This is a genomic window from Methylomonas sp. AM2-LC, from assembly GCF_039904985.1.
Lineage (GTDB): Bacteria > Pseudomonadota > Gammaproteobacteria > Methylococcales > Methylomonadaceae > Methylomonas.
This window is the reverse complement of sequence record NZ_CP157005.1, coordinates 4285962-4308118: the sequence shown is the minus strand read 5'-3', so window position 1 is coordinate 4308118 and position 22157 is coordinate 4285962. Positions and strand designations below refer to the sequence as shown.

The 22157-nt window shown below is 42.0% G+C and carries 21 protein-coding genes; 17 read left to right on the top strand and 4 right to left on the bottom strand.

What is annotated here, in order from left to right; translation table 11 throughout:
• Positions 1-15: 15 nt before the first annotated feature.
• The 5 genes from ABH008_RS19145 to ABH008_RS19125 all read left to right on the top strand — a co-directional run bounded on the left by ABH008_RS19145 (position 16) and on the right by ABH008_RS19125 (position 5613).
• Complete coding sequence (locus tag ABH008_RS19145; protein WP_347987210.1) at positions 16-1593, top strand: glycosyltransferase family 39 protein; 1578 nt, start codon at positions 16-18, stop codon at positions 1591-1593.
• 73 nt (positions 1594-1666) lie between these two features.
• Positions 1667-2389 (top strand): glycosyltransferase family 2 protein, encoded by a 723-nt coding sequence (locus ABH008_RS19140; protein WP_347987209.1) that lies wholly within the window; start codon positions 1667-1669, stop codon positions 2387-2389.
• Complete coding sequence (locus ABH008_RS19135) at positions 2382-2660, top strand: lipid-A-disaccharide synthase N-terminal domain-containing protein (protein ID WP_347987208.1); 279 nt, start codon at positions 2382-2384, stop codon at positions 2658-2660. Before ABH008_RS19140 ends, ABH008_RS19135 begins: the two co-directional genes overlap by 8 nt.
• A gap of 67 nt (positions 2661-2727) precedes the next feature.
• Positions 2728-3153: a CopD family protein gene (locus ABH008_RS19130; protein ID WP_347987207.1), complete on the top strand. Its 426-nt coding sequence runs from the start codon at positions 2728-2730 to the stop codon at positions 3151-3153.
• Positions 3154-3435: 282 nt separating this feature from the next.
• Positions 3436-5613, top strand: coding sequence for a tetratricopeptide repeat protein (locus ABH008_RS19125; protein WP_347987206.1), 2178 nt, complete (start codon positions 3436-3438; stop codon positions 5611-5613).
• Between the two features lie 93 nt (positions 5614-5706).
• On the opposite strand, the gene ABH008_RS19120 is transcribed toward ABH008_RS19125, so the two are convergent.
• From ABH008_RS19120 to ABH008_RS19110, 3 genes are all read right to left on the bottom strand, one after another.
• Positions 5707-6042, bottom strand: a complete 336-nt coding sequence (locus ABH008_RS19120) for a c-type cytochrome (RefSeq protein ID WP_347987205.1) — start codon at positions 6040-6042, stop codon at positions 5707-5709.
• Between the two features lie 170 nt (positions 6043-6212).
• A complete protein-coding gene (locus ABH008_RS19115; protein WP_347987204.1) occupies positions 6213-7265 on the bottom strand; it encodes a glyceraldehyde 3-phosphate dehydrogenase NAD-binding domain-containing protein in 1053 nt (350 codons plus the stop codon).
• Positions 7266-7655: 390 nt separating this feature from the next.
• Positions 7656-8219, bottom strand: a complete 564-nt coding sequence (locus tag ABH008_RS19110) for a Smr/MutS family protein (RefSeq protein WP_347987203.1) — start codon at positions 8217-8219, stop codon at positions 7656-7658.
• 63 nt (positions 8220-8282) lie between these two features.
• On the opposite strand from ABH008_RS19110, the gene surE reads away from it, so the two are divergent.
• The 12 genes from surE to ABH008_RS19050 all read left to right on the top strand — a co-directional run bounded on the left by surE (position 8283) and on the right by ABH008_RS19050 (position 20527).
• Positions 8283-9038 (top strand): 5'/3'-nucleotidase SurE, encoded by a 756-nt coding sequence (gene surE / locus ABH008_RS19105; protein WP_347987202.1) that lies wholly within the window; start codon positions 8283-8285, stop codon positions 9036-9038.
• Positions 9035-9706, top strand: coding sequence for a protein-L-isoaspartate(D-aspartate) O-methyltransferase (locus ABH008_RS19100; protein WP_347987201.1), 672 nt, complete (start codon positions 9035-9037; stop codon positions 9704-9706). Before surE ends, ABH008_RS19100 begins: the two co-directional genes overlap by 4 nt.
• Positions 9707-10181: 475 nt before the next feature.
• Complete coding sequence (locus tag ABH008_RS19095) at positions 10182-11387, top strand: ATP-binding protein (protein ID WP_347987200.1); 1206 nt, start codon at positions 10182-10184, stop codon at positions 11385-11387.
• Entirely contained in the window at positions 11374-12765 is a 1392-nt protein-coding gene (locus ABH008_RS19090) for a sigma-54 dependent transcriptional regulator (protein WP_347987199.1), read from the top strand. The genes ABH008_RS19095 and ABH008_RS19090 overlap by 14 nt, the downstream gene beginning before the upstream one ends.
• 53 nt (positions 12766-12818) lie before the next feature.
• Positions 12819-13130, top strand: coding sequence for a flagellar hook-basal body complex protein FliE (gene fliE, locus ABH008_RS19085; protein WP_347987198.1), 312 nt, complete (start codon positions 12819-12821; stop codon positions 13128-13130).
• Positions 13131-13148: 18 nt separating this feature from the next.
• A complete protein-coding gene (gene fliF / locus ABH008_RS19080) occupies positions 13149-14894 on the top strand; it encodes a flagellar basal-body MS-ring/collar protein FliF (protein WP_347987197.1) in 1746 nt (581 codons plus the stop codon).
• Entirely contained in the window at positions 14887-15894 is a 1008-nt protein-coding gene (gene fliG, locus ABH008_RS19075) for a flagellar motor switch protein FliG (protein ID WP_347987196.1), read from the top strand. The genes fliF and fliG overlap by 8 nt, the downstream gene beginning before the upstream one ends.
• The gene (gene fliH, locus ABH008_RS19070) at positions 15881-16609 is read left to right on the top strand and encodes a flagellar assembly protein FliH (RefSeq protein ID WP_347987195.1); all 729 of its coding nucleotides are present in this window, start codon (positions 15881-15883) and stop codon (positions 16607-16609) included. The genes fliG and fliH overlap by 14 nt, the downstream gene beginning before the upstream one ends.
• Complete coding sequence (gene fliI / locus ABH008_RS19065) at positions 16606-17955, top strand: flagellar protein export ATPase FliI (protein WP_347987194.1); 1350 nt, start codon at positions 16606-16608, stop codon at positions 17953-17955. Before fliH ends, fliI begins: the two co-directional genes overlap by 4 nt.
• Positions 17952-18398 carry a flagellar export protein FliJ gene (fliJ, locus tag ABH008_RS19060; RefSeq protein WP_347987193.1) on the top strand — a complete coding sequence of 149 codons (447 nt, stop codon included), beginning with the start codon at positions 17952-17954 and terminating at the stop codon, positions 18396-18398. Before fliI ends, fliJ begins: the two co-directional genes overlap by 4 nt.
• A 41-nt stretch (positions 18399-18439) precedes the next feature.
• A complete protein-coding gene (locus ABH008_RS19055) occupies positions 18440-20089 on the top strand; it encodes a flagellar hook-length control protein FliK (RefSeq protein WP_347989998.1) in 1650 nt (549 codons plus the stop codon).
• A gap of 15 nt (positions 20090-20104) precedes the next feature.
• Positions 20105-20527, top strand: coding sequence for a UPF0158 family protein (locus tag ABH008_RS19050; protein ID WP_347987192.1), 423 nt, complete (start codon positions 20105-20107; stop codon positions 20525-20527).
• A gap of 18 nt (positions 20528-20545) precedes the next feature.
• On the opposite strand, the gene ABH008_RS19045 is transcribed toward ABH008_RS19050, so the two are convergent.
• Positions 20546-22039, bottom strand: coding sequence for a cobyric acid synthase (locus ABH008_RS19045; RefSeq protein ID WP_347987191.1), 1494 nt, complete (start codon positions 22037-22039; stop codon positions 20546-20548).
• Between the last annotated feature and the right edge of the window lie 118 nt (positions 22040-22157).

Here is a 22157-nt window from a genome sequence, read left to right as displayed (position 1 = left end):
AACATGCTGAAGTTTATGCAGAAAAATTTCATTTGTCGATGGGGTATATTGCCTCTTTGGATGTTATTGACAGCAACCGTTTTTTTTCGGCCGTTTATTCCTATCGATGAAACCCGATATTTGAGTGTGGCTTGGGAAATGTGGTTGCGAGGCGATTATTGGGTGCCTTTTTTGAATGGTCATACCTATAGCCACAAACCCCCGATGTTGTTTTGGCTGTTTCATATTGGATGGGCTATTTTTGGGGTGAATGAATGGTCGCCAAGGCTGGTTGGACCGTTTTGCGCCTTACTGAATTTGCTGTTGATTCGTCAATTGGCCAAAAAACTTTGGCCAGAACAAAGCGAAATCGCTTTGTTAGTACCCTGGGTTTTAATGGCAACTTTGCTATGGACCTTGTTTGCCACGTCAGCTATGTTCGATATTTTGCTGACCTGTAATGTTTTGTTAGGAATGTTGGGTTTACTGGAGTTAGTCCAGGGAGCAAAGTATAAAGCGTGTTTATATTTTGCGGTGGCAATAGGTTTTGGCTTGTTGGCGAAAGGCCCTGTAATTTTTCTGCATTTGCTGCCCATGGCGGCTTTAATTGGTTTTTGGCATACGGCACCCATCAATAAAATGGTTAGCTATGTTGTTACCCTGTTTGCGGCATTACTGATGGGGGTTGGTATTGCTCTGCTTTGGGCCATACCTGCAGCTGTTGATGGGGGTTCTGCATACGCCAATGAAATATTTTGGCAGCAAACAGCAGATCGTACTATCGCCAGCGAAATTCATTCCCGTCCACTATTTTGGTATATTCAGTTCTTACCTTTAGTACTTTTTCCCTGGTTATTTTGGCCACGTTTTTGGAAGAATGTGCTGAAAATGGAATTTTCCATTGATAAAGGTTTACGCTTTTGTTGGTTATGGTTATTGTCGGGGCTGGTGATTTTTTCTCTGTTACCCAGTAAACAGATACATTATTTACTGCCCATACTTCCAGCATTTGCTTTATTAACAACTCGAGTTTTGCTAAAGAATGCTCAGGCTGCTAATCTGTCTGCTGAGTTAGTGCTACCCACTGTATTTGCATTGGTCGGAATATTTTTGATGCTACTTCCCCATGTGCCTGGGTTGTCGAACCTAAAATGGGTGCAGGTAATCGAAATTGGTTGGGGCGTTGCGATACTGGTCATTGCCTTAATAATGGTCGCTGTCACCGTGTTTTGGAGGCAATTATCTGTAATATCCGTGTCTACTGCTTTGGTGGTGTCGGTATTTGTAGGATTTATTTATTTCTTTCGCTATACCGGGTTGGCTTATGATCTACGTCCGGCTGCCTTACAATTGCAGGGGTTATATGCGCGTGGTATTCCTTGTGCTTTTGTTGGAAATTATCAAGGACAACTTCATTTTTTAGGGCGTTTAACACAACCATTACAGACCTTAACAACTTCTGAAGTGTCGGAATGGACTCAGCAGCATGCCGATGGCTTTTTACTTTCGGTGGAAAAGGATAAGCCTAGCGATGCATTTTATTTTCAGCCGCATCGGGAGTATTGGTTGGTATTTAGGCGGGTGGTACACAGCACAAATGTCAATGCATTATAAAAAACTACTCATAATCTGCTTACCCATTTCTAATCCTTTGTTACAATTCCAAGTTTTTTAAGATTTTGACTTTATGATGATTTCAGTTGTGGTTCCTGTTCGGAATGAAATGGATAATGTTGCGGCTTTGATAGTAGAGATTCATCAAGCACTAAGCCATCTGGAAGCGTATGAAATGATATTTATAGACGATGGCAGTACGGATGAAACCCGTTGTAAACTAGAGTCTGCTATGCAGAGCTTTCCAACGTTACGGGTATTAAGACACCAACATAGCTGTGGACAGAGCAGAGCTATACATACTGGTGTGCAGGCTGCGCAATACCCCTGGATTGTCACTATGGATGGTGATGGTCAAAACGATCCGGCAGATATTGTTGGGCTAATGGCTATTATAGAGCAACAGGCTAATCAGCTATGGATGGTGGCCGGTTATCGGCATGATCGGCACGATAATTGGTGGCGCCGTTTTTCTTCAAAAGTTGCAAATCTGGTAAGGCAGGCTGTTTTGCACGATCATACCCCAGATACGGGTTGTGGATTAAAGCTGTTTCGTCGCGATAAGTTCTTATGTTTGCCTTATTTTGATCATATGCATCGTTTTCTCCCCGCATTGATGCAAATGGCGGGTGGGCAGGTGGTATCTGTTAAAGTTAAGCATAGAACTCGAAAATTTGGAATTTCCAACTACGGCACATTGGATAGAATGTTTATTGGGATTGTCGATTTATTGGGCGTGATCTGGTTGAAAAGCCGTCATAGCCTACCCACCATTGTTGAGGTGTTACGTGGATAACGAAACTATTTGGCTTGTGATCGGTTTTTTGGGTCAAGGGCTGTTTATGGCTCGCTTTGTTGTTCAGTGGATGGCGAGTGAACGAAAAAAACAAAGTGTTATACCTGTAAAGTTTTGGTACTTTAGCATTATGGGTGGAGCAATTACTCTGGTTTATGCTATACATAAACAAGATTGGGTTTTTATTTTGGGGCAGAGTACTGGATTGTTTATTTACGTAAGAAATTTATTTTTAATTATACGTTACCATCGGCCAGAATTATCCGAATAGTGCCCGAACGCAGATGTATGTATTGCCGTCTCGTTCCTATTATAAAGTTTAAGTTAAAGGAAATACCGTGCTTTGGTTAAAATCGTTACATCTGATTTTTATGGTTACCTGGTTTGCTGGTTTGTTTTATTTGCCACGATTATTTGTGTATCACGCCATGAGTGAAGACGAAATAAGCCGCGAACGTTTTAAGATTATGGAATCAAAATTGTATTTTGGTATTATGACCCCAGGGATGATTTTGACTTTGGGGTTTGGGGTATGGATGCTGTCAGATTATGCCTGGTCGTTATATATGGCCAGTATTTGGTTAAGCATAAAATTTGTATTATTAGGTTTTTTGGTCATCTATCACCTAATTTGTGGAAAATGGCTGCTTGATTTCAAGCGCGACAGGAATATGCACTCCCATGTGTTTTTCCGTTGGGTTAATGAAATTCCAGTGTTATTTTTGTTTCTAATTGTATTTCTGGCTGTGATTAAGCCCTTTTAAGTCTTTTGTCTTTGCAGTGTAAGGTTAAAAATTGCAGGCGAGGGTCATCCCTGACCAGGTGCCGTTGGTAGCGGGATGCTTTCGCGACAGTCTCCTTGCTGACATTATAGGCCTTGCCTATCCGGTTGTCATTGCCTTAATCGATGCTCGTTATTTCTTATATTATTTGCGTATTAAGTCAGTTTAGTTTAACTTTTTTCGCTTAGAAAGCGGGTTAAGCTGTTTATAGAATGGATTAAATAATCGCAGATATTTCCGGTTTGATTAACGGAGTTTAGCCGTATGCAGCAAGAGCAAAATCACTACCATCCAGACACCCTCTTACTTAAAGTTCAGCAATTAATTGATGAAGGACGTTTTGATGACGCCAGTTCTTTTTGCCAACAACTATTGGTTTATTATCCAGATAATACATTTTGCTTAAATATTTTAGGTAGTATCGAGTTACGATTTGGGCGTTTTACTCAAGCGGCAGTATTGCTGGAAAAGTCAATTAGTATCAATCCAGAGCAAGCTGTTACGTTGTCCGAGTTAGGGAATGTTTTAAACGCACTCCAGCGTCCTACAGAAGCTATTTTGTGTTATGACAAAGCCCTTAGTTTACAAGCGGATTACGCAGAGGTGTATTGTTTTCGTGGTATTACCTGCTACCAACTTAACCGTTTTGAGCAAGCTCTTATTAGTTTCGAACGCGCAATTGCTTTAAAACCCGATTATGCACAGCCCTATATACACCGGGGCTATGTTTTATCTGAGCTTGAACGCTTTGACGAAGCTTTAACCAGTTATGCACATGCAATCACTATACGACCTGACTACGCGGAAACGTATGTCAATCTAGGAGTCACTTTCAGTAAACTCAAACGTTACGATGAAGCCTTGGCCAGTTATGCACAGGCTATTTCTTTAAAGCCAGATAATGCCGAAGCCTATTGTAATCTGGGCATTACTCTAAGTAAGCTAAAACGATATTCAGAAGCTTTACTTTGTTACGAGCAGGCCATCGGATTGAGGCCAGATAATGCCGAGGCATATTCCAATCGTGGCATTTGCTTAAATCAGTTAAATCGCTATGAAGATGCTTTGACTAGTTATGAGCAGGCATTAATATTAAAGCCTGATTATGTAGAGGCTTATTCAAATAGAGGAATAACTTTACATAAACTTAAGCGCTTTTCTGAAGCGTTAGAGAGTTATGATCATGCTATACAACTAAAGGCAGATTTTGCCGAAGCCTATGTAAATCGTGGCTTTGCCTTATCTGATTGCCTTCAGATTGAAGAATCTCTTGCCTGTTATAGCAATGCGATCGACATAAAACCCGATTTTGCCGAAGCCTATACTAATCGAGGTGTGGCTCTAACTGTACATAAACGCTATGCAGAAAGCCTTGCCGATTTTGCCGAAGCGATTGCACTACGTCCTGATTATGCAGAGGCTTTTTATAATCGCGCCATTACTTGGACTGAACTTAAAAACTTTACCGAAGGGCTGGAAAATTACGAACAAGCTATTACTTTAAAGCCGGATTATGCCGAAGCTTATTGGAACAAGGCGCTGTTACAGTTGTTGTTGGGCGATTTTTCTGAAGGTTGGCGGCTTTATGAATGGCGGTGGTTAACATCCGATTTTTCTAGTCCTAATAGACATTTCGCGCAAGCGTTGTGGTTGGGTGAAACGCCTCTTACCGGGAAAACTATATTCTTGCATGCCGAACAAGGTTTGGGGGATAGTATACAGTTTTGCCGTTATGTGCCTATGGTGGCTAAATTGGCGGCTAGAGTTATTCTGGAAGTGCCAAAATCCTTGATTACTTTATTGGTAAGTCTAAATGCCAATATTACCCTAGTAGAATCCGGTAATATATTGCCTGCATTTGATGTACATTGTCCGTTAATGAGTTTGCCGCTAGCCTTTAAAACTCAATTAGAAACTATTCCATGCCATGTGCCGTATTTGTTTTCTGATCAGAAAAAGCAAGGATTATGGCGAAAGGAATTGCCAGTAAAATGCCGTAAACGGGTGGGGTTGGTTTGTTCTGGGTCTACTGGGCATAGTAATGATCATAAACGTAGTATACCCTTGGCGACTTTTAAATCATTATTGAGTGTAGATATTGAGTGGCATTTACTTCAGAAAGATATTAAAGACTGTGATGCCGAGTTTTTGCTTAATAACCCACAAATCAATACTTATAAGGGGCAGTTGCACGATTTTTCAGACACTGCTGCGCTGATAGCTGAGCTGGATTTGGTGATCTCAGTCGATACCGCAATTGCCCACCTGTCAGGTGCATTGGGCAAACCAGTATGGATTTTGTTACCTTATGTGGCTGATTATCGCTGGTTATTGGATAGGAATGATAGTCCTTGGTATCCAACGGCCACATTATTTCGGCAGAATCAAGAAGACGATTGGCTGGCAGTTATTGCTGCTGTTAAGAAAAGTTTAACTATTTAATTTCAGGAAATACTTGGTTAACGGAGTTAAGCTCTAATTTTAAGCATAAAAAAGCCGCCTAAATGTATAAGGCGGCTTTTTTGATGCGCTTGATTATTTTTTCAAATATTCGTATACAGCGTCAATAGCTTGGTCTTCTGTGTAGCCAGCTTTTTTAACTGGACCCACTTCCATAATAGCTGCAGAGGCTTTAGGCATACCGTTTCTGCCTTCTTTAATAACTTTTGCAAATTGTTCTTTAGGCAGTTTGCCAGCTTTAATCAGGGCTGACAGTTGTGGATTAGAGGCAACGTCGTGGCAAGAACCGCAACCACGGCCAAAAGCACGTTCATAGATTTTTGCACCAATTTCTTCTTCGGTGTTTGCAGATACTTGGCTGCTAATGGCCAATAATGTAACGCATGCTAACAAACCAAATGATTTTTTCATTATTATGATCTCTCGTTGTGATTAAAAAAGAGCCGTTCATCGCCTGATGGTATGTACAGCTGTGTTGGTAAAAAAACTGCTTAAGGATAGGGAAAATTCAGAAAAAATTCAATCATTTTTCGAATAAATGCAAAAAATCAAGCAAATCCAATGCATAATTAAGTCTTTTCTTATATATCTGCTTGTTCAGCTAATACACCCAGAATATTCAGCACCCGGCAACAGTAGCCATATTCGTTATCGTGCATAAGAGCGATACCAATATGTCGATGTTGGCTAAGCGATAAATGATTCATTAAAATTATAGCCGAATATTCTGTACCCAGATAATCTATGCTGGCCTTTTGATGTCCCCATGCACCATATTCGCAATGTAAAATTCCCGCTAGCTGATTTTCTGCGTAATCGGAAAAAAGTGAAGTAAGTTCTTCAAGTGAGGTGTCACGTGAGAGGGTTGCGCTAAAATCGATAATTGAAACAATCGCCGTAGGCACTCGGTAGGAGATTGAATCTAGTTTATTACAAAGCGCCGGGAGCACCAGTTCGGTCGATTTACCAACATTGGTTGTGGTTGGGATAATCGAAATGGCACTACTACGTCCTAGTTGTGACGATGCATGATAACCATCAAGTACTCGTTGATCAGAGAGTTGAGGGTGAATAGTGACAATGCGGGCATGTTCAATGCCGAAGTGTTTGTCGAGTATATGGCAAACAGGTACCATGGCGTTTCCAGTACAGGTGCTGGCGGAAATAACCTGATGTTTATCTGACTGATAATCCTGCTGATTGATGCCATAAACTAAACTTATATCGCAACCGGTAACATTCCAGGTGCAAAGAATTTTTTTTGCGATTTTTTGTGTCAGTAAGGCGCGAAAATCAGCAATATTGGCCGTTCCAGTGGCATCAAACAACACATCTAGATTAAAGCGTCTTAAGCTGCCAAAACTATCTTCTTCAGGTGAGCTGCGTCGCCGATCTACTCTTTCGTAATGAATTCGGAAACCATCCAAAATCAAATCGTTTTCATCACAGTCCACACTAAATGGTGGGCGACCATAAGTGCTATCGTGAGCAATTAGATAGGCCACATGATCGATGGGCATAATGTCGCAGATGACGCAAATGGTGTACCTTTCAGCGGCGTTACGCATAAAGTTGGCGCGTAACACACCACGGCCAATCCTGCCCAAGCCCACAATTCCTACTTGTAAACTCATGTTTAAATATCCTTTGCTAACTGTGTGTATAGTAGGTATATAAACCATAAACCGAAATAAAACGGTTGGCATAATCGTGGAGATAAGCTAAAAGGCTGAGTCTTCATAAGTGGGTAATTGTGTTAGAAACCAACATACTATTAAATAGAAACTAGTTCAACATTCGGAACAAGTCAAGCTAAAAACAGGAAGAAGAATTATTTATTCTGTCTGAGATGTATCCAAAGACATTGGACTGAGTGCATGGAAAAAACTATTGTATGTGTTGCGATAGCATTTTTAGTGTAAGGTAAGAAATGGATTTATAGCCGAACAAAGAAATAGCATACCGCTCGATTTTAGCTTTTTGCTAATAAAGGTTAATCTACTCGAATTTGTACCTTATTCGCACTAGCTATTTTCATTAATATCATATTTTTCTGATAATCGAAGTAATACAAATACCGCACCACTGCCACCTGCTCGAGAGGGGGCTGAGCAGAATGCCAGTACATCTTTATGTTGACGCAGCCAATAATTAATGTCGTTTTTTAGTACGGGTTGATTTTCTGGTGAGTGGTAACCTTTACCATGAACAATATGTACACATCGGCAACCTTCTTCTACACAATCATGTAAAAAATCCACTAATTGTTTAAAGGCTTCTCGGCTGGTAAGACCATGTAAATCTATATCGGCATCTAACCCATAAAAACCTTTACGTAATTTCTTCAGTACAGATTTTTGCAAGCCGGGTGCAATAAATGCAATTTTATCTTCCTGATAAAGTGTTTCCAGATTATCTTCTATACTGTTTTGTAAGGGGTCGACCTGTTCAAGCGGTTTGAAAATAGGAATAGGGCGTGGTTGTTTATCAGGTTTTAAGATTACCGTGTTGGTATCTATACTCCTGACTTTGCCTATTGCCGTTCTGAACAAATTCTCTTCGTCGTTATAATGAGTTTTTTTTGTCACGTAAGCTGCTGGTTTAATGGTTTTTTGTTACTATGATGGGATTTTAAATCGTTTTATAGCAGTATGCACATTTTGATCAGCAACGATGATGGTTATTTGTCTCAGGGAATAAGCGCACTGGCCGATGCTCTGCGATGTTATGCCCAAATCTCAGTGGTCGCACCCGACAAAAATCGGAGTGCCGCCAGTAACTCTTTAACTCTTGATATGCCTCTGCGCGCCACAGTATGTGACAATGGATTCGTAAGGGTCGATGGCACCCCTACCGATTGTGTGCATTTGGCAATTACAGGTTTATTAGCACATGAACCTGATATGGTGTTTGCCGGTATTAATCACGGTGCTAATTTGGGAGATGATGTATTGTATTCTGGAACAGTTGCTGCTGCTACCGAGGGGCGCTTCTTAGGCTTGCCAGCCGTTGCGATTTCGTTGGCTTCCAGTGATGCCAAACATTTTGATACGGCTGCCCACGTGGCAGTGACGCTGCTTAAAAAAATGCAACGACAGCCATTACCTGAAGATACCTTGTTGAATGTTAATGTGCCTGATGTACCAATTGCTGAATTGAAGGGATATTTGTCCACCAGGCTTGGACAACGACATAAGGCCGAAGCTGTTATTCAGTCCGCCGATCCCAGAGGAAAAACCATTTATTGGGTTGGTCCTCCCGGTGCAGAACAAGATGCCGGTCCTGGTACTGACTTTGATGCCATTAGAAATGGTTATGTGTCTATAACACCTTTACAATTAGATTTGACTCGCTACGAACGTTTATCTGGATTAAGAGACTGGCTGGCTATGGAGATACAAGGATGAGTCAACGTATTCAAGGCATTGGCATGACTTCGCGCCGCACACGGGAACGAATGATTTCTCGACTTAGAGAGCAGGGCATTAAAAATACTGAAGTGTTACAGATTATGGCAGAAATTCCTCGGCATATATTTGTTGATGAAGCTCTGGAAAGTAGGGCTTACGAAGATACCGCTCTACCTATTGGACATAATCAAACGATTTCTCAGCCTTATATCGTCGCAAAAATGACCGAGTTATTGCTGGAGAATGGGCCGCTTAGCAAAGTGTTAGAAATTGGTACGGGTTGTGGATATCAAACAGCTATCCTGGCAAAACTGGTTGACCAAGTTTATTCAATAGAACGTATTGCTCCATTGATGAAAAAGGCACGAGACAGGCTCTGGGAGATTGATATTAAAACCGTGGGTTTTTTACATGCTGATGGCGGATTAGGTTGGGAAGTACATAAGCCCTTTGATGGTATTTTGGCGGCGGCAGCGGCGGAAGAGATACCTAACGCACTATTAGATCAGTTGGCAATCGGAGGGGTGATGGTAATACCCATAGGCCGAGAAGGTAAACAAATCCTCTACCGCGTTACGCGTAAGGAGGATAGTTTTGAGTATGAAATGATAGAGCCAGTCGTCTTTGTACCGTTTTTGTCTGGGGTAAGTAGAGCAAGAGTATAGGCAAATTACGCCACATTCAAGCTGCCGAAAAGTTAAGCTACACTCATTTTTGTAAATCCGGTTAGACAAAAAATTATCTGTTTATTGATAAGATTTAGATATTGAAAATGGGTGTTAGTAGGATTTATTTTACTTTTTTATAAATTAAAATCAATTGGTTAAGTTGTTTTTTTGGGTGGGATGAAGCGTATCTGTTTCGATTGATACACCTGTTGGTATTGCATATCCTGCCGATATTTATCTTTACGGTGAATAATGACAATCTAAATAGCTCATAGCATCAAACATATCGAGTTCTGCTGTCTTATGACAGCAACGCGAATTATCGCGCAGATGTAGTTGGCGCTTTTTTGAAATCCATAAATATAAAGTCAAAAAGTTGGCGTCTGTTTTTAAGGCATTGTTTTTTAAAATGTAATATTTTGGCCTAAATATTGCTTTGTGCTAGTTAATATTCAATTAGCTCACAGCCGCTATGACAACTATCAACCTTCAGCAAATCCAAAAAGCCGAAAGCCTGACCAATGCGTTTCGGATTTTTAATGAACTTTCCGAAAATCTTGCCAATTCCTATCATGGACTGGAAGAGCAGGTTGCTAAATTAAATGGTGAACTGGCTGCAGTTCGTAGCGAAAGAGTCAGCACCTTAGTTGAAAAAGAAAAACTTGCCAGCCGATTACAACAAATTCTTGCTGCTCTACCTGCTGCAGTCATTATTGTTAACACTTTGGGGCAAGTAATTGATTGTAATATTCATGCTATTGATTATCTCGGCGAACCTTTATTGAGTCAGGATTGGCAAACGGTAAAAGCACGTAGTTTGCAAGCTGTGGCGGGTTCTCCTAGAGAGCATCAGCTTATAGATGGTCGAAGAGTCAATATCACGCGTAATTTACTTAGCAACGATGCTGAACAAATTATCTTATTGTCAGATGTGAGTGAATTACGCTCATTACAGGATCTGCTGGCACAACAAAAGCATTTAACCGCTATGGGGGAAATGGTGGCTAGTTTGGCTCATCAGGTTAGAACGCCGCTGGCTACCGCATTATTGTATGCTTCTCAACTCAGTAATCCCAATGTGATTCCCGAAAAACGCCAACTCTTTTCCCAGAAAATTCTGGAGCGTCTACATTATCTGGAACGACAAGTAAACGATATGCTGATTTTTGCCAAACAAGGGCGTTTGGCTATGCAATGTTTTTCATTACAAGAACTCCTTCGGCAAGTTGCTGAAAGCATGGAGTCCTATACTGGCGTATTTAAAATTGATAATAATGTTAAAGCAGATCAATTGCTTGGTAATCAGGATGCTTTGTTTGGAGCATTGATGAATTTACTCAATAATGCGGTTGAAGCCGGAGCCAAGCATATTCAGTTTAGTCTGCAGCAAATGGATGCGGAACGTATGAAATTAATAATATTTGACGACGGACCCGGTATCGAACTGCATCAGAAGGATCGATTGTTTGAGCCATTTTATACCACCAAAACACATGGTACCGGTTTAGGTTTGGCAGTGGTAGATAGTGTGCTTAGAGCGCACAACGGCAGCATAAACTGTTGTTCGGAACCTGGGGCTGGTTGCACTTTTATTATCATTTTACCCTGTATTAATCACTATACATTGGGTTTGTCAGCTATAAGCACCAATCAGGAGATGTGCCATGAAGCACTTTGATATTCTCATTGTCGAAGACGATGCCGCGTTATGTGAAGCGCTATTCGATACACTGGAATTGGAAGGTTACCGGGTTGCAGCTGCCAAAAATGGTACAGAAGCCCTTAGCTTGCTCAATAAACATAGTTTTAAGTTAGTGATTAGTGATGTGCAAATGCCACTGATGAACGGATTGGAACTGTTGAATAATATGAAGCATCATTTAGAGCAGATTCCCATCTTACTGATGACTGCCTATGGCACCATTGCCAAAGCAGTTGAAGCTATGCAGGCAGGCGCAGCAGATTACTTAATCAAACCTTTTGAAGCGAGTACTCTCACCGATAAAGTGGCTTCGCTGATTGCAAATGTACCCCAGGTATTTGCTGAGCAGATCGTGGGTGATGAAAAAATGAAAAAACTGTATGCCTTGGCTACAAAAGTGGCGAAAACAGATGTCAATATACTGCTGGAAGGAGAAAGCGGTACCGGTAAAGAAATTATGGCTCGCTATATTCACCGTAATTCGCAGTATCATGCAGGGCCTTTTGAAGCCATTAATTGTGCAGCAATTCCTGAAAATATGCTGGAAGCTATGTTGTTTGGCTATGAAAAAGGCGCTTTTACCGGTGCATTGCAAGCGATGTCCGGTAAGTTTGAACAAGCACAGGGAGGTACTTTATTGTTGGATGAGATTTCGGAAATGGATCTTGGTTTGCAAGCCAAAATTTTGCGAGTGTTGCAGGAAAAAGAAGTTGAACGGTTGGGTAGTCATCGCAAAATTCAGTTACATGTCAGAATTTTAGCAACCACTAATCGAAAATTAAAAGAATATGTGCAGCAAGGTCGTTTTCGCGAGGATTTATATTTTCGGCTAAATGTATTTCCAATTAAATTGCCTTCTCTGCGTGAGCGAGTCGGTGATATTTTGCCGCTGGCAACGTCATTACTACACAAACATAAAGCGGGTGTTGGTCGGCACGTCAGTGGTTTTGATGCTGCGGCAATGCAAAAAATGCAAAATTATGCTTGGCCAGGTAATGTGCGTGAACTAGAAAACGTTGTACAACGCGCTCTGATTTTGCAAACGTCTGGTTGTATTGGTGCTGATGATCTGATTTTTGAAGATGAGATTTTACAAATGCCCACTTTTCAGGAGCAATTACCCTATCTAATAGAAGCAGCTGAAGTTGTAAATAACACGCAGTTTCTTGATGAAAATTCAACACTTAGTTTGGAAGATGGTGTGCGATCTGCTGAAGAAAAAATTATTTTGCAGATGTTAACGGAAGCAAGCGGTAGTCGGAAAACCACCGCTGAAAAACTGGGCATTAGTCCTCGTACTTTGCGTTATAAAATTGCGCGAATGAAAGAATCTGGAATTATGGTACCTTGTTAATTAATTGGCTTAAAAAATGCTTACTTATAAATAAATAAACACGAGAAGCTATCATGTCAGATATCAATGTAAATCAATTATTAAGTCAAATGCGCACTATGTCTGTAGAAGCCAGTGGTAAATCACCACAGAGCGACAGTTCAGGTGACTTTGCCGCTATGCTCAAGCAATCAATTGATTCAGTCAATCAGACGCAAACCACCGCCGGAAATCTGTCAAGGGACTTTGAAATAGGAAAAAGTGACGTAAGTTTGGCGGAAGTGATGATTGCTTCGCAAAAAGCCAATGTCTCTTTTCAAGCTATGATACAAGTGCGAAATAAATTAGTGGATGCTTATCAGTCAGTGATGAGCATGCCGATGTAATCAGTTGCATAATAATTTATGAGCGAACTAGACAAAAATTTCCCGCTGGAAGCCACTCCGCAAACAGAGGTGGCAACCGCCAATACTATGCTACATCCTGCTGTCAGAAAGTTTTTAAGTCTTTCAATGACACGGCAGATGGGGTTGATGTTAGCGTTGGCGGTGAGTGTGGCTATTGGTGTGGCGGTAGTGTTGTGGGCACAAGCACCTAGTTATGATTTGCTATATGCCGGTGTTGCCGAAAAAGACGCTACGGAAATTCTGGAAGCACTGGATAAATTGAATGTTAAATACAAAATAGACTCTGCCACTGGGGCTATCATGGTTCCCTCCGGTAACGGGCGCGATATAAAGTTGAAATTGGCTGCACAAGGCTTGCCACGTACCTCTAGCTTGGGTTACGAAATTTTGGACAAAGATAATGGTTTTGGTGCCAGTAAGAGCGTAGAAAATATACGCTATCAACGTGCATTAGAAGGTGAAATTGCACTGACCATTCAAACCATTCAAAACGTTAAGTCGGCGAAAGTATTATTAGCTTTACCTGTTCAATCGGTATTCGTACGAGAGCATAAAAAACCCAGTGCATCTGTTATAGTGGAACTTTACCAGGGTAGGGCTCTGGAAAAAGAACAAATTGAATCTATTGTGCATTTGGTTGCTTCCAGTGTACCTATGATGGAAGCAGGACAGGTAACAGTCGTTGATCAGAAAGGTCGACTATTAAATAGCAAAGAATCTTCAGAGGATATGGCGCAATCCTCTAAACAGTTCGAATACAAAAAAGATATAGAAGAGCATTTGCGTAGACGAATAGAAAATATTCTGGCCCCCTTAGTGGGTAATGATGGAATGAGTGCGCAAATTTCGGCTGATGTGGATTTTACCGTTACCGAAAAAACGCAGGAGATGTTTAATCCGGATTTACCCGCATTGCGTAGCGAACAAACACAAGAAGAAAACAGTAATATCAACAAAGTACAAGGAGTTCCAGGCGCCTTGTCTAATCAACCTCCACCGACTGGTGTTGCACCTGAAGTAGCCAGTGGACAGGAAAAACAAACCAATGCCAGTAACGGTATGGTGAGTAAAAATGCTACACGTAATTTTGAATTGGATAAAACCATTACTCATACCCGTTTAGCGACGGGTGCCCTACGGCGTCTATCGGTAGCGGTGGTGGTTGATGATAAAAAAAGCAGTCTGGATGGTAAAACGGTACAGTTGAGCTATTCACCGGAAGAACTGAATCAATTACGAGAATTGGTTAAACAGGCAGTGGGATACGATAGTAGTCGTGGTGATCAGGTGACAGTGTCCAATGTCGCTTTCAAAGTGCCTGAATTTATGGAAGTAGCCAGCGAAGGATTTTGGCAGAAAGCTTGGTTTTTGGATTTGATTAAAGTGCTGGTGGCATTAATGGTTGCAGCATTACTCATTTTTAAAGTTCTACGTCCAGCTATTGCTACATTGATTGGTATAGATGAGAATGAAGCCAAACTGAAAGCGCTAGAAGAAGCACAGAAACAAGCTGAAGAAATTGGGGGTGTGGTACGCTTTGATGAGACAGGCAAACCTATCGCAGTGAAAGTCGATGAAGAGACTGGCGAAGTGTTGGGTATTACTTCTAGTGTGGAAGATCTGTTATTGCTGGAAGCACCGCAAAGTTACGAAAAACGCCTAGAATATGTGCAAAAACTCATTGATGAAGATCCAAAACTGGTGGCTCAAGTGATAAAAGTTTGGTTGAAAGACGATGGCTGAAGAAAAAGAATTCAGTAAAGCACAGCGAGCATCCTTACTGTTGTTAGCGGTAGGGCAAGATCGTGCATCCACGGTATTGAGGCATATGGGGCCAAAAGAAGTACAGTTGGTGGGATCTACAATGGCGCAACTGGGTCCTATCACCTCACAGTTGGTTGACGAGGTTCTGGAAGAGTTCATCATTGAAATCAAAAATGAAACTGGTTTGGGGCTGGATTCAGATGAGTATATTCGTAACATGCTCACCAACGCCTTGGGAGCAGATAAAGCGGGTAGTATTATTGATCGTATATTGTTAGGTGCCAATAGTAAAGGTATCGAGCAACTTAAATGGATGGATACCCGCTCGATTGCCGATTTGATTCGTCTGGAGCATCCGCAGATTATATCGATTATTTTGTCCTTGCTGGATGCGGATCAGTCTGCCGATATTTTGACCTTACTACCGGAAAATATGCGCGCTGATATTTTAATGCGAATTGCTACTCTGGAAGGTGTACAACCAGCTGCGTTGCGCGAATTAGACGATATTATGGAGAAACAGCTGACAGGTAGTGAAGGTGTTAAATCCTCACAACTTGGAGGTATTGATGCAGCTGCAAATATTCTTAACTTTATCGAAAGCGCAGTTAGTGATCCTATGATGCTGGATATTTCGGAACAAAATGCCGATTTGAGTCAGCGTATTCAGGATAAAATGTTTGTGTTCGGTGATTTGGTTAAGGTCGATGATCGTGGTATCCAAACGCTGTTACGTGAGGTTTCCACTGATCAATTATTATTAGCTTTACGTGGTGTTGACACTCTATTGCGTGACAAAATATTTGCCAATATGTCGAGAAGAGCAGCTGAAATGTTGCGTGATGATCTAGAGGCAGCTCCTCCCACCCGCTTAAGCGAAGTAGAAGCCGCACAAAAAGATATTCTGGCCATTGCCAAACGCTTGTCAGATGCCGGTGAAATAGCCTTGGCGGGCGGTGGTGGTGATGAGTTCGTCTAAAACGGCCAATTTTACTGAGGCTGAGCTACTTAGCCTGCATACTTGGACAACCTTGCAAGAATTGGGTGGGCATCGCTCCGAGCCAATAGAGCCCAGCGAAGCTCCTCGTACCCTCACAGTAGAAGAAATTGAAGCTATGCAAAAGCAGGCTTACGATGAAGCCTTTCAGCAGGGACGGCAGGAGGGGTTTGAGCAGGGTAGGACAGAAGGTTTTGCAGAAGGAGAAAAGCAAGGCTTGGAATCGGGTAGAAAACAGGGATACCTGGAAAGTGAGCATCTGTTACAAAAACAGGCGGCAGAATTAGTGCTGTTGATGGAGTCTTTGAGTGAGCCATTTCGAGAATTAGATGCTGCTGTAGAAAAGGAGCTTGTGAAATTGACCATAGCGATTGCTAGTCAAATTATTCGGCGCGAAATCAAGCTTGATCCTGGTCAAATAGTTGCGGTGATCAGAGAGGCAATAAAAGTTTTGCCCTTGTCCGCTCAGAAAATTACGTTGAACTTGCATCCAGAGGATGCCGAGTTAGTTAGAGCTGCTTTGAATTTAGATGACAGTATGCCTCAATGGCGTTTGCTTGAAAATCCATTGCTTACACGGGGTGGTTGCACCATAGAAACAGACACTTCCTATATTGATGCTAGTCTGGAAAATCGGCTTTCTGCTGTCGTGGCAAATGTTTTAGGTGGTGAGCGTCAGCAGGATGTTGCGTCATGATACCGCAGGCACAACGCGCTGAAATTTGGTTAGAGCGATTAAAACCCTATCGGCAAAAAATACAAGATAGTCCAGAGCTAGTCGTTGAAGGTAAATTGTCGCGTATGGTCGGTTTAACTTTGGAAGCGGAAGGCTGTCGAGCTGCTATCGGTTCATTATGTAAGGTTGAAACCAAAAGTGGAAAGCAGATAGGTGCAGAAGTGGTTGGTTTTTCTGGTACGCGTTTGTATTTAATGCCTACTGGAGATACACACGGGCTGGAGCCGGGTTGTCGAGTTATCCCGTTAGGAAAAAATAGTCTAAGCAGCGTTGGTTTTGGTTTGTTGGGGCGCGTTATAGATGGTGCTGGTAATCCGCTGGATAGCAAGGGGCCGCTAGATACCAATGCGAAAGTCTCGTTAACGGGCGTTCCCATCAATCCTTTGGCTCGTAAACCCATTCGAGAGGCATTGGATGTTGGTGTTAGAGTAATCAATGCCTTGTTTAGTGTTGGTCGTGGTCAACGAATGGGGTTGTTTGCCGGCACTGGCGTGGGCAAAAGTGTATTGTTGGGGATGATGACCAAATTTACTAATGCCGATGTTGTTGTGGTGGGGCTGATTGGTGAACGGGGTCGTGAGGTCAATGAATTCGTTTTGAAAATTCTAGGTGAAGAAGGTTTAAGACGGGCGGTGGTTGTTGCATCGCCAGCTGATGATTCGCCATTAATGCGTGTGCATGGGGCATTGCGAGCAACCAGTATTGCTGAATATTTTCGAGATCAAGGCCTGGATGTTTTATTGTTAGTTGACTCATTGACCCGTTACGCTCAGGCGAGTCGGGAAATTGCGTTGGCAATTGATGAACCTCCTGCCACAAAAGGTTATCCGCCTTCGGTATTTGCAAAATTGCCGCAATTGGTGGAGCGTGCTGGCAATGGCGATCATGGTGGTGGTTCAATTACCGCGTTTTATACGGTATTGACAGAAGGCGATGATCCTAACGATCCTGTTGCTGATGCCGCTCGTGGTGTATTGGATGGACATATTGTCTTGTCTAGAAGTCTGGCTGAATCCGGCCATTTTCCTGCTATCGATGTTGAAGCCTCAATTAGTAGGGTAATGCCGGATATTGTTGATTCCGAACACCTGCAATTAGCCAGAGAGTTACGCCGATTGTATTCCACCTATCAACAAAACAGAGATTTAATCAGCGTAGGCGCGTATCGAGCTGGAGCCGATCCACGTATTGATAGGGCGATTGAAAAAAATCAGTCAATCTTGACATTTCTACAGCAAGATATGGACGAATCTGTTGATATGAGCCGAAGCCTAAACGATTTGACAAGCTTGCTTGCCGTACAATGAGCAAAAGATCAGAACGGCTTAAGGTTATTATTGATTTGTATTCGCGTCAGGAACACGATGCATTACAGTTTTTAGGACGTACCCAACAGAAATTAACAGAGCAACAAACTCAGTTAGAGCAATTGCAAAAATATCGATTGGAAAATCGGGCGGGGTTGGCGCAACAACAAGCCGCGGGTTTGACTATTATGCAGTTTCAAGAGTTGAGAGCTTTCGCTGATAAGTTAGATAAAGCCATTGCCGGTCAACAAACTTTATTAGCAAACTATGAACAAGATTTGCATAGGGCGCGAAAAAATTGGGAAGAAAGTCATCATCGTACCCAAAGTATGGAAAAAATCAGTGCACAAGCTAAAGCGGAAGAATTAAAAGCTGAAAATCGACGAGAACAAATTGAAATGGATGCAAGAGCTACCCGCACGCAAAGAAAAGATGGCATATAAACTGCTTAAATAAAGATAAAGTTTTTCGGGAGAATGTCGTGATGATTCAAACAACCAATCCAGTATCCCTTGTAACAGGTATAGATAATAGCGTAACCCAATCAACCAACGTCGGTATAGATCTCAGTAATACCGCCGCTTTTACTGCCAATTTGCTTGAACAGTTAAGTTTGTTACAAGGTAATGCAGGTAAGAATGCCGTCACTGATAACACGTTATTAAGTAATTTCCAGGCAAATAATACAACGACTGATTTAAGTACTATCGAGCAGGACTTGCAAAGTTTTGCCGCTTTATTCGGAAAATCCACGCCGCTGGCAAATAAAACTGATCAAAGTATTAATCTTGATAATACGCTCAGCGCCTTAACGGATGTGTTGCAGTATTTGCAAAGTTTGAAAACTGATGGAGTTAACCCGCTTCAGTCTGCACAGACCAATACACTTTTAAATCAGTCAGCAATCACGCAGAATACAAGTGTCGAAATACCGTCTTTAACGACAACAAATAGCAGTACTAGTGGTTCTGCGACTAATAAAAAATCGCTTTTGAGTGATCAGACTGATCCTAATGCATTAGCACAAGCTTTAGCGATTACCGGGCAACAAATTCAACAACTACAGTTAACGGTGCCGAACTCAACAGTCAATTCTGTATCGACTGATAATACAACTGGAGACGATCAGCAATTTGCAATTAATCAAGCAGTAAATTCGTCAACAAAGTCGATTACGCAAAATGATAATCGATTAGCTGCGGCAGTCTCAGCTGCCACTCAACAAGCAGCGCTCACTCAAACCGCTGCCAAAGCACAAGCAATTTCTGATGTGCCGTTGCCTTCTTCCGTCAGTAGTATGCTGTCAGGTATGTCTGGCAGCATTGTATTTTCTGCAAATCAGGCTGTGTCTAATAAAAAATCGACTCAAACAGATACTCCGTTGAGTAATATTGTTCAGACGGTTTCAACTCCAGTTGCAGAAAATTCATCATTAACCACCGACCCAAATACCAGCAACTCTGCAACGGTAAATACATTAACCGAAATCAGTAATAGCACTGGGGTTACTCAAGTGGATGCGGATAGTGAATTGACGAGTTTAACGCAATCTTTTACTACGCAAAATAAAAGTCAGCAGGCTGCTAACGCGACAGACAATATGCCGATTAATCTAATACAGCCTCACCAGTCGGTAGCCAATACAACACATGTGAATAGCATGTCAGGCATAGCTTTACCTTTGAATCACCCAAACTGGAATGCAGAATTAGCAGATAAGCTGCAATTGATGCACAAACAAGACATTTCTACAGCCGAATTACAAATTAACCCTCCTCACTTAGGTCCAATCTCTATCAAAATTGGGCTTGATCAACAGGATCAAACCACTATTTCATTTACCACTCAACATCAGCAAGTTAAAGAGGCGATCGAAGCCTCTATCCCTAAATTAAGAGAAATGCTAGGGGGTGAGCAATTGAACTTGGTTGACGTAAATGTTTCTCAACAACAATCAGATCAGAAACCTGCGCAGAGTTTTTTCCAGATGGCAAGCGATCAAGGTAAAGGTAATAATACTGGTTCACAAAATGAGACAGAAAATTCGACTAATTCATCAGCAGTTGATAAAGTAGAAACATCGGAAATAGGTTCTGCGCATGCTGGCAATGGCCTGTTAAATTTGTTTGCCTAGAAAAAATTATTGAATATGACTGTACTAAAAATTAATCGTGACGACTTTACTGAGGCATTGAGTGTAGGTATCGATTTTTTATTAGGTGAAGGCTGGTTTTTGGATACCGAAACCGGGGAGGTGTTATTACATGCTGAAGGTGTTGACGATTTTCCAGAAGATTTTCCAGATGATCCGCGGTATGTGCATATTGATGGTCTAAGTTCTGACGAAGCATTTCAGATTATGCTGGATTTCGTTGAACAGCTTGATAATAATGAAGTTGCCCTAAATCTAAGTGCTATCTTAAAACAAACAAAACCTTTTCGTCGTTTTAAAGATTTTTTGTACCAATACCCGGTCATTCAAGATGCCTGGTATGCATTCGAACTGCAACGGTATACCCAATTGGCAGATGAATGGTGCGTAGCGCACGAAATTCAGGCGGAGTGGATATAGATCCTAACCTAAAGCAACTTAACTGTTCTGGAACCGTTCAATTTGTGCTTCCAGTTCAGCAAAGTCGAAATTTTCTGCCAAGCTGTCCGCCAGTTTATCAATGCCTGCTTCGCGCAGGGCATTAAAATCTACCGCTTGCGGTGTTTGATAACCCGCCCAATCCAATAGAGCATCGCAGGCTTGGGGAAGATCAAACAAACCATGCAAGTAGCTGCCTGCTATTTGTTTATCCATAGACATCGCGCCCTCATTGCCAGAAGGCAAGCTGAACAGCGGTTGTTCTAGTGCCGGGCCATAGCTTACTCCCATGTGAATTTCATATCCTGCTACCGGAATGGTGTCGTTAAAAAAATGCCCGGTTACCTGTCGTAAAACCTTATGAGTTTCCAGAGTGGTTTCCATATCTAACCATCCCAATGCTTTTACGCTACCTGAAGAACCTTCAATGTGGTGCGGGTCGTGAATAGCTTGCCCCAGCATCTGAAAGCCGCCACAAATACCGAATAATTTGCCACCAAAGCGTAAATGCCGCTGGATATAAGTTTCCCAACCTTGCTCTTTTAGTCTAGCCAGATCTGCTTGCACGTTTTTGCTACCCGGTAATACGATTAAGTCTGCGCCATTAATTTGTTCTGGGCTTTTAGCAAAACTAACTTGCACGCCGGGATGTAGTTGTAATGGGTCAAAATCGGTATGATTACTAAAACTGGGTAAATGTGGTACCACAATACGAAATGCTGCTGATGATTGTTGTGCGTGACGTGTTGATAATGCGTCTTCCGCCTCCAGAAACAAATCATGCAGATAAGGCAGAACTGCCAGTACCGGCTTGCCCGTTTTGGCTTCAAGCCAATCCAAACCCGGTTTAAGCAGATTGAAGTCTCCGCGAAAGCGGTTGATGACAAATCCCAATACACGTTGCTGTTCAGATGTTGATAGCAACGCTAATGTGCCAACAATGTGTGCAAATACGCCGCCTTTATCAATATCCGCAATTAGTATAACCGGGCAGTCTACTGCCTCGGCAAAGCCCATATTGGCAATGTCGCCATCGCGAAGATTAATTTCTGCAGGACTTCCAGCGCCTTCAACAATCACCGTTTGGTACTCAGTAGTCAAGCGCTGCCAAGAAGCCAGTACCGCTTGCATAGCGATTTTTTTGTAATCGTGATATTGCTGGGCGGATTGATTGGCTAATACTTTGCCATGCATTATCACTTGTGCAGTCTTATCAGCAGTGGGTTTTAACAATATCGGATTCATATCGGTATGTGCAGCCAGTCTGCAAGCAGCAGCCTGCACGGCTTGAGCTCGGCCAATTTCGCCACCATCACTCGTAACCGCACTATTTAGTGCCATATTTTGCGGTTTGAATGGCGCAACAAATACACCTTGTCTATACAGGTAACGGCATAAGCCAGTTACTAAAGTACTTTTTCCTGCATCCGAAGTAGTACCCTGAACCATTAAAGCCTTGAAAGGTTTAGGTGGGTTTGGTGATAGGTTTTTCATGACTTCATTATGACAGATTAGTATTTTAATGGCATGTCCCCTAGCGCAATATCCGCTTAGTTATGTAAAGATAGCCAGATCAACGGACTGGCAGCCATTACCAAAATTGGGCGTACCT